The following is a 7,912-nucleotide window of genomic DNA, read 5'->3' as shown; positions in this document are numbered from 1 at the left end:
GGCTTCCCGTTTGGCTCGAACTGCTGTTCAGGTAGGCTCCGGGCCAGGCGTTTTGAACTGATTCAAGCACTGGGGGGCCGGTGTACCGTCACCGTTTCATGATCTCCACCGCCGTCGTCGCGGCAGTCGTGGGCTTCGTGCCCGCCGTGGCGCAGGCGGCGAGCCCGTCCGCCACTCCGAGCGGGGCTGCGACCGCCACCGCTCCGGCCGCCGGGGCCGGGGCCGGGGCCGCCGCGGAGACGGCCGTACAGGCCGCCGCGGAGCAGGACCTCGCGGCCAAGGGGGTCGGGGCCGCGCAGCAGAAGGCCGCGGCCGCCGCACCGGCCGCGGCGCCGTCGGCCGCGCCGAAGTTCACCGTGGGAGTGGGCTCCTACAGCACCGACTCGCTCAGCGTGGGGGTCGCCACCGGCGTCACCACCGACCTGCCCAACGGTGACATCAGCTACCAGCTTGACTGGGGCGACGGCAGCCCGGTCGAGACGGACGCGGCCAACGCCAGTGCGTACGGGCACTTCAAGCACACGTTCAGGAAGGCCGGCACCCACACGATCACGGTCACGGCGACCGACCAGACCAACAAGCTGACCGCCACCACCACCGCGGAGGTGGTGCTGAACGGCTCCGAGTTCACCCCGTACGCGCCGACCCGGCTGCTGGACACCCGGGACGGCACCGGGGCGCCGTACGTCGGGGCCGTCGGCCCGAACACCGCGACCAGGGTGAAGGTGGCCGGCAACGGTGGCATTCCGGCCGGGGTGACGGCGGTGGCGCTGAACATCACCGCGACCAACGCCGTGGCGGACGGGCACGTGATCGCCTACGCCTCCGGCGCGAAGCCGCCGACCACCTCGAACGTGAACTTCGCGGCGGGAAGGACGGTGCCGACGCTGGCGATCGTGCCGGTCGGCGCGGACGGGTACGTCGAGCTGGCCAACCGTAGCGGCGGCACGGTGGACCTGATCGCCGACGTGACGGGCTACTTCGCCAAGGCGCCGGCCAACGGGTACACCTCGGTGAAGCCGGCGCGGATCGCCGACACCCGCGAGGGCCGAGGGACGGTGCAGGGACAGGTCGCCGGCCAGGGCACCTTCGACCTTCAGGTCGCGGGCCAGGGCGGGCTGCCGGCCCAGGGGGTGGCGGCCGTGGCGCTCAACGTGACGGTGACGAATCCGCAGGGATCCGGCCACCTGACGGTCTCCCCGAGCGGCGGGCAGCCGTCGGCCACATCGAACCTGAACTTCGAGCCGGGGCAGACGGTGGCCAACGCGGTGATCGTGCCGGTCGGCCCGGACGGGAAGGTCACCGTCCGCAACGGCTCCTGGTCCGGGGCCGACGTGATCGTGGACGTCACCGGCTACTACAGCGCCGACGGCAAGGCCGCCTACCGGCCGGTGGATCCCTGGCGCGTGTGGGACAGCCGGACGCTGTCCCTGGCGCTCAAGGGCCAGGACTACTACCGGCAGTACGCCGGGGCGATCGTCGGGCGGTCGGCCGAAGCCCTCGTCCTGAACGCGACGGTGACCAACACCCAGGGCAGCGGGCACCTCTCGGTCGCACCGGACCCGAACACGGCCGACAGCTACGGGACCACCGGCCGGGAGGTCCGGCCGACGCCGCCGGACTCCTCCGTCCTGAACTGGGAGAAGGGCGCCACCGTGTCGAACCTGGTCCAGGCGGACGTCAGCGGCGCCGACGCCGTCGACTTCTGGAACCGGGGCTGGGAATCGACCGACCTGATCATCGACGTGTTCGGTGTGTACGACAAGATCTGACGCCCGAACGGCACCGCGCACCGGCCGTCCGTCCCTCCGGGGGCGGGCGGCCGTCGGCGTTCCCCGAGCCGTCGGTGTTCCCGGGGGCGTCGGCGTTCCCCGGGCGGACGGTGTCAGGGGCCGCGTACCTCTCCGGGAGGAGGCGGGGGCGGGCGGCCGTCCGCCCACGGATTGATCATGAAGCAGACCTCGTGCCGATGGCCCGCGGCCGCTCCGCTCCTAGGCTCGTCGAGACCCCTGCCGGAGCACCGTACCGGCCAGGGCGGACGAGCCGGGGAACCATGACGACGTACCGATACACCGTGGCCGAACTGCGCGGCCAGCTGCGCCAACTGCTCCTGAGCGGCGCCGCGATCGCGCTCGGCGTGGCCTTCCTGATCGCCTCCGTCAGCGGCAGCGGGGCACTGGTGGACTCCTTCAGCCAGACCGCGGCCGCCGAGGTCGGGCCCGGTGACATCCAGGTGACCGGGAAGGCCGCCGCCGGCGGGCTGGACGCGGCCGCGGTGGAGCGGGTGCGGCGGACCGCCGGGGTGGCCGCGGTGGCGCCGCGGCTGACCGGCAAGGGCGGCGTGCTCGCGGCCGACGGGCGGCCGCTCGACCGCACCGCCGCGGTCAGCGCCGTCGCCGAGGACCCGGCGCTGCGCTGGCAGTTGCTCAAGGACGGCCGCTGGCCCGCCGGACCCGGCGAGGTGCTGCTCGACACCGGGACCGCGCACCGGCTGGACGCCGCCGTGGGCGCCGAGGTGCACCTGGCCCGGGCCGACGGCACCACCGCCACCGCCCGGCTGGTGGGCACGCTGGACGAGCGGGGCGCCCCGAGCCTCGCCGGAGTCCCGATCATCGGCGTCCCGGCGAACGCGGTCGACGGCTACGCGGCCGGCGCCGTCACCGAGTGGCTCGACGTCAGGGTCGCCCCGGGCGCCTCCCGGACCGGGACCGTCGAAGCCCTGCGCGCCGCCCTCGGCGCCGATGTCCGAATGCACACCCGCGAGGCCTCGGTCGACGAGGCGACCCGGCAGAGCAGCACCCTGTACGGCGTGGTGCTGATCGCCGCGCTCTCCTTCGTCCTGATCGCCCTCGCGGTGGCGCGGATGGTGGTCGGCAACACCTTCACCGTGGTGCTCGCCCAGCGGACCCGCCAGCTCGCCCTGCTGCGCTGCGTGGGCGCCGACCGGCAGCAGCTGCGCCGGCTGATCCGCCGCCAGGGGCTGCTGCTCGGGGTGGGCGCCTCGGCGGCGGGCGTGCTGCTGGGCGTCGCCCTCGGCGCGGTCGGCACCGCCGTGGTCGGCGGGCTCGACCTCGGACCGGTGCGCCTGTCGCTGCTGCCCTCCCCGCTGACCTGCCTGCTGGCCGGGCTGTTCGGCGTGCTGCTGACCCTGCTGGCCGTCCGCGGCCCGGCGAAGGCCGCCGCGGCCGTGCCGCCGATCGCCGCGCTCGGCGGCACCCCCGCGCCGGCCGGCGGGGCGGCCCGGGTGCGGGCCGCGGTGTGGACCTCCGGGCTGCTGATCGCGGGCACCGCGCTGCTGGTGGCCGGGGCGGTGACCCCGCCGCCGCTGTCGCTGCTCGCCGTCACCGTCGGCGCCATCGCCAACTTCTTCGGGGTGCTGCGGCTCTCCCACCGGGTGCTGCCCGCGGTCGTCGCCGTGCTCGGCCGGCCCGCCCGGAGGCTCGGCGGTACGGCCGGGCGGCTCGCCACCCAGCAGCTGCGGCTCAACCCGGGCCGCACCGGGGCCACCGGCTCGGCGCTGCTGCTCGGCGTCACCGTGATGGTCGGCGCGGTCACCGCGCTGGACATCACCTCGCAGTCGCTGGTGCCCGTGGTGTCCGCGCGCCAGCCGGGGGTCTACTCGGCCGCCGCCACGGGCGGCGGCGCCCTGCCCGCCGGGGCACTCGGCGCGCTCGGCGCCGAGCACGGACTGACCGTGACCCCGGTCCGGTCCGCCACCGTCGACCTCGACGGCCGGCCCACCGTGGTCGCCGCCGTCGACGCCACCCGGCTCAACTCCTCGACGGACGACGTGGACCGGGCCCGCGCGCTCCCCGAGGGCGGCGCGCTGAGCGGGCTCGGCGACACCGGGGTGCGCCGGGTCGGCGGCGTCGAGCTGCGGATCCAACCCGGCCGCAGCAGCCTGCCGTTCACCCTGCAGAGCGGCGCCACCCTGCTGGTGACGCCCGCCACCCTGGACCGCCTCGCCCCCGGCGCGTCCGTCACCACGGCCTGGATCAGCCCGGCCGCCGGCGAGGACCGACCGACCGCCCGCCGCGCCCTGGACCGCGCGCTCGCCGACCACCCGCAGGTGACCGTCGCCGACACGGCCGCCCAGGCGGACACCCTGCGCTCCCTGCTGGACCGGCTGAAGACCATCAGCATGGCCCTGCTGTCCTTCTCCGTCGCCATCGCCGGCCTCGGCGTCGCGGCCACCCTGATGCTCAGCATCAGCGAACGCTCCCGTGAGATCGGCATGCTGCGCGCGATCGGGATGTCCCGCGAGCAGCTGCGCCGGATGCTCACCCTGGAGGCGCTGCTGCTCTCCCTGGCCGGCGCCCTGGTCGGGACGGGCCTGGGGGCCGCCTACGGCTGGGCGGCCGCCCGCTCGATCACCTCGACGGTGGGGACGGTCGGCACCCCGCCGGTCCTGCCGGTGCTGGCCGCCCTGGGCCTGACCGTCCTGGTCGGCCTGGCCGCCGCGGTGCTCCCGGCCCGCCGGGTCGGGCGGATGAGCGCGGTGGCGGCGATGCGGGCCTCCTGACCGGGACGCCAGCCGGTGCGGGCGGGCCCGGGGTTCGCAGCCCGTCGGGTGTTCAGGCCCGTCGGGTGTTCAGGCCAGGGTGAAACGGGCCCGGGGCGCGGGCGGCCGGCCGGTGGCGAGGGCGAGGTCGGCGAGGAGGGTCTCGGTCTCGCGGGTGGTGCGCAGGACGTCCGGGTCGAGGTCGACGACGACGAGTTCGCGGCGGTCCTCGCCCGCCTCGGCGATCAGCCGGCCGTCCGGGCCCCAGACCGCGCTGCCGCCGCAGGTGTGCCAGCCACCGGTGCGGCCGACGTGGTTGGCGAGCACCGTGTAGAGGGTGTTGTCGAGCGCGCGGGCCGGGAACCAGGTGCGGGACTCGTGGTGGCCGTGGCCCGTGCTGAACAGCGCGCCGACCAGGTAGGCGTGGCAGCCGTCGAGCGCGGCGGCCCGGGCGTGCTCGGGGAAGCCGGAGTCGTAGCAGATGCCGAGGCCGAGCCGCCAGCCGTCCAGTTCCACGGAGCAGCCGGCCGTTCCGGGGAGGTAGTGCTCGCGCTCGCTCTTGAACAGGTGCTGCTTGTCGTAGCGGGTGACGAAGCCGCCGTCCGGCCCGAGGACGAGGGCGGAGACGCGCAGGTCGTCGCCGTCCCGTACGGCGGCGCCGACGATCGCGACGGTGCCGGTCTCGCGGCAGGCCTCGGCGATCGGCGCGAGCCGCGGATCGCCGGGCTGGACCGCGTGGGTGACGGGGTCGGCACTGATCAACTCGGGCTCGTAGCCGGAGAGGAACTTCTCCGCGAACAGCACCAGCCGGGCGCCGGCCCGGGCGGCCTCGCGGATCAGTCCGGCGGCCTGGGCGGCGTTGGCCGGTACGTCACCGGCCACGGCCTGGGCCTGGACGGTGGCGATCCGCAGCGGGCGCTCGGGGTAACCGGCCGGTGCGGTGGGGGCGTTGGGAGCGGTGCGGGCAGCGGTGTCGGACATGGCGGCCAACCTAGCGCTACGGCCCCGCAGCGGTCGGCGGGGTGACGGAGCCTCAGCGGACGGCCTCGTCCGGCCGGTCGGCCGGGTCGCCCGGGTCGCCCAGGAACACCTCCGGGTCGCTCAGGAACCCCTCCCGCGCGCCGTGCGGTCCGTCCTCGTCCAGCGGGGCGGCGGTGCCCGAGGGCTGGTCGACCGACACGAGGACCCTCTGCACCCGGGGCCTGGTACGCCAGTTGACCCGCCGTACGTCCTGGGCCAGCGCGCCGGGGCGCCACACCTGGATCACGGCGGTCACGGTGCCCAGCACGATCCCGGCGGCCAGCCAGCCGGCCAGCACGTCGCTGGGCCAGTGCACGCCGAGCGCGACCCGGGTCCAGCCGATGGTCAGCACCGTCGCCGCGGCCACCAGGCAGGCGGCGGTCCGGCCGCGCCGGCGGACCCGGTACCAGAGCAGGCCGACCAGGACGGCACAGGTGATCGCCGAGGCCATGGCGTGCCCGGAGGGGAAGGCCGGCCCGCCGGCGTGCGAGACCGGATCGGCGAAGGAGGGGCGGGCGCGGTCGAAGGCGAGCTTCAGCGCCCACAGGACGCCCCAGCCGACGATGGCCTGGGCGGCCACCCAGCCGGCCAGCACCCGGGCGCCGATCAACCAGAGCCACCCGGCGGCGATTCCGAGGAGTGTACGCATCGTGACGGTGCCGCCGATGTCCGAGAGGGTCTGCACCGAGGCGGTCCAGATCCGGTGCTCCCGGGCGTAGGTGTGCAGTTCGCCGATCCACTCCTGGTCGAAGCGGGCGAGCGGGCGCCATTGGCCGGTGACCAGGGCCGCCAGCAGGCCGAACAGCGCGGCACAGCCCAGCGCGAGCGCGGCGTCCCGAAGGAGACTGCGGTTACGCGCAGTGAGGATGGTCGTGCTGTTGGTCAGGTGCATGGCTGACACCTTCCCAGTGTCCCGTGCCGAGCAAGGGCCGGAGTGATAGCGATTCGGCATCGTTTGTGCGGAGGACCTGCGTGCGTCGGGGTGTGGGCTCGGACGGACGGCGGGGTGCGCGGGGAACGTCGGCGGCCGTTCGCGGGTTCAACGGGTGGGCGGTGGTCGCGTGAGGGTCGAGTGAAGAAAACACTCCCGGAGCGGTCACCCGGTGACACGGGAGGTGCCCGACTGGTCACCCAGTGTCCAGAATCGGGGTGAAAACCGGCAGGATACTGCATCACTGGGAAGAATCTGAGTGACTTGGGAATGTTGTCCGGAATCTGTTCGTTGGATCGTTACGTGTGAGGCCCCGAGGGCCCCGCATTTCTTGCCCTCACGAGGCAGGCAGGCAGACCTCGGCAACACCAGCAAAGGGAGCAAGCATGGCCACCCGTGCCGTCGTTCGCGACAGGGCCGACCGGAGTCGCGCGGCCCGCCCGACCAACTTCGAGGCCGACCGCGACCTGGTCGGCATGTACCTCGACGAGATCGCCAGGACACCCCTGCTCGATGCCGCCGAGGAGGTCGAGCTCTCGCTGCGGATCGAGGCCGGCGTGTACGCCCAGCACATGCTGGACGAGGGCGAACTCCCCGACGGCGTCACGCGCGAGGAGCTGGAGGCGATAGCCGCCGACGCCGAGCGCGCCAAGGACGTCTTCATCCGCTCCAACCTCCGGCTCGTGGTCGCCGTCGCCCGTCGCTACCCGCGCAGCGGCCTGCCGCTGCTGGATCTCATCCAGGAGGGCAACGCGGGCCTGGTGCGCGCCGTCGAGAAGTTCGACTACGCCAAGGGCTTCAAGTTCTCCACGTACGCGACGTGGTGGATCCGGCAGGCGATCACCCGGTCCATCGCCGACCAGTCCCGCACCATCCGGCTGCCCGTGCACCTGGTGGAGGAGCTGGGGCGGATCCGGCGGGTGCAGCGGGAGAAGTCGAAGGAGCTGGGCCGCGAGGCGGAGCCGGCCGAGATCGCGGCCGAGCTGGACACCACCGAGGCCCGGATCAAGGACGTGCTGGACTGGGCGCGGGACCCGGTCAGCCTCAACATGTCGGTCGACGACGAGGGCGAGACCCAGTTCGGCGACCTCGTCGAGGACACCGGGGCCACGTCCCCCGAGGACGCCGTGATGGTCATGCTCCGTCGCGAGGAACTGGACGATCTGATCGGGCGGTTGGACGACCGCACCGCCTCGATCATCCGCTCCCGTTACGGGATGGAGGACGGCCGCGAGCGCACCCTCACCGAGGTGGGCAAGCAGCACGGCCTCACCCGCGAGCGGATCCGCCAGATCGAGAAGCACGCGCTGGCCGAGCTGAAGAAGATCGCGGACCACGCGGGCTTCGAAGCCGCCTGAGAAAGCCGGCTGAGAAAGCCGGCTGAGACGGCCGCCGGGGAAGCCTCCCGGCAGGCTGCCCGGATCCGCCCTCATCGGGCCCTGGTGCGGAGTGCCCCGCAC

5 protein-coding genes are annotated in these 7,912 nt (G+C 74.3%); 3 read left to right on the top strand and 2 right to left on the bottom strand.

Translation table 11 applies throughout. From position 1 onward, the window contains the following. Positions 1–98 precede the first annotated feature (98 nt). On the top strand, positions 99–1,772 hold the full coding sequence (locus ACFU6K_RS23295; protein ID WP_380665960.1) for a PKD domain-containing protein: 1,674 nt from the start codon (positions 99–101) through the stop codon (positions 1,770–1,772). Between the two features lie 281 nt (positions 1,773–2,053). Continuing rightward, complete coding sequence (locus ACFU6K_RS23290) at positions 2,054–4,522, top strand: FtsX-like permease family protein (RefSeq protein ID WP_380665958.1); 2,469 nt, start codon at positions 2,054–2,056, stop codon at positions 4,520–4,522. Positions 4,523–4,591: 69 nt separating this feature from the next. Here the strand turns inward: ACFU6K_RS23290 and ACFU6K_RS23285 are convergent, their stop codons facing one another. Both ACFU6K_RS23285 and ACFU6K_RS23280 read right to left on the bottom strand, forming a co-directional pair. After that, entirely contained in the window at positions 4,592–5,482 is an 891-nt protein-coding gene (locus ACFU6K_RS23285) for a carbon-nitrogen hydrolase family protein (protein ID WP_380665956.1), read from the bottom strand. 52 nt (positions 5,483–5,534) lie between these two features. Beyond that, a complete protein-coding gene (locus ACFU6K_RS23280; RefSeq protein ID WP_380665954.1) occupies positions 5,535–6,413 on the bottom strand; it encodes a phosphatase PAP2 family protein in 879 nt (292 codons plus the stop codon). Between the two features lie 425 nt (positions 6,414–6,838). On the opposite strand from ACFU6K_RS23280, the gene ACFU6K_RS23275 reads away from it, so the two are divergent. Further along, positions 6,839–7,810, top strand: a complete 972-nt coding sequence (locus tag ACFU6K_RS23275; RefSeq protein WP_380665952.1) for a sigma-70 family RNA polymerase sigma factor — start codon at positions 6,839–6,841, stop codon at positions 7,808–7,810. Positions 7,811–7,912: the final 102 nt, after the last annotated feature.

The organism is Kitasatospora sp. NPDC057512 (assembly GCF_042802135.1).
Classification (GTDB): Bacteria; Actinomycetota; Actinomycetes; order Streptomycetales; family Streptomycetaceae; genus Kitasatospora.
This window is presented reverse-complemented; position numbering and strand designations above follow the sequence as displayed.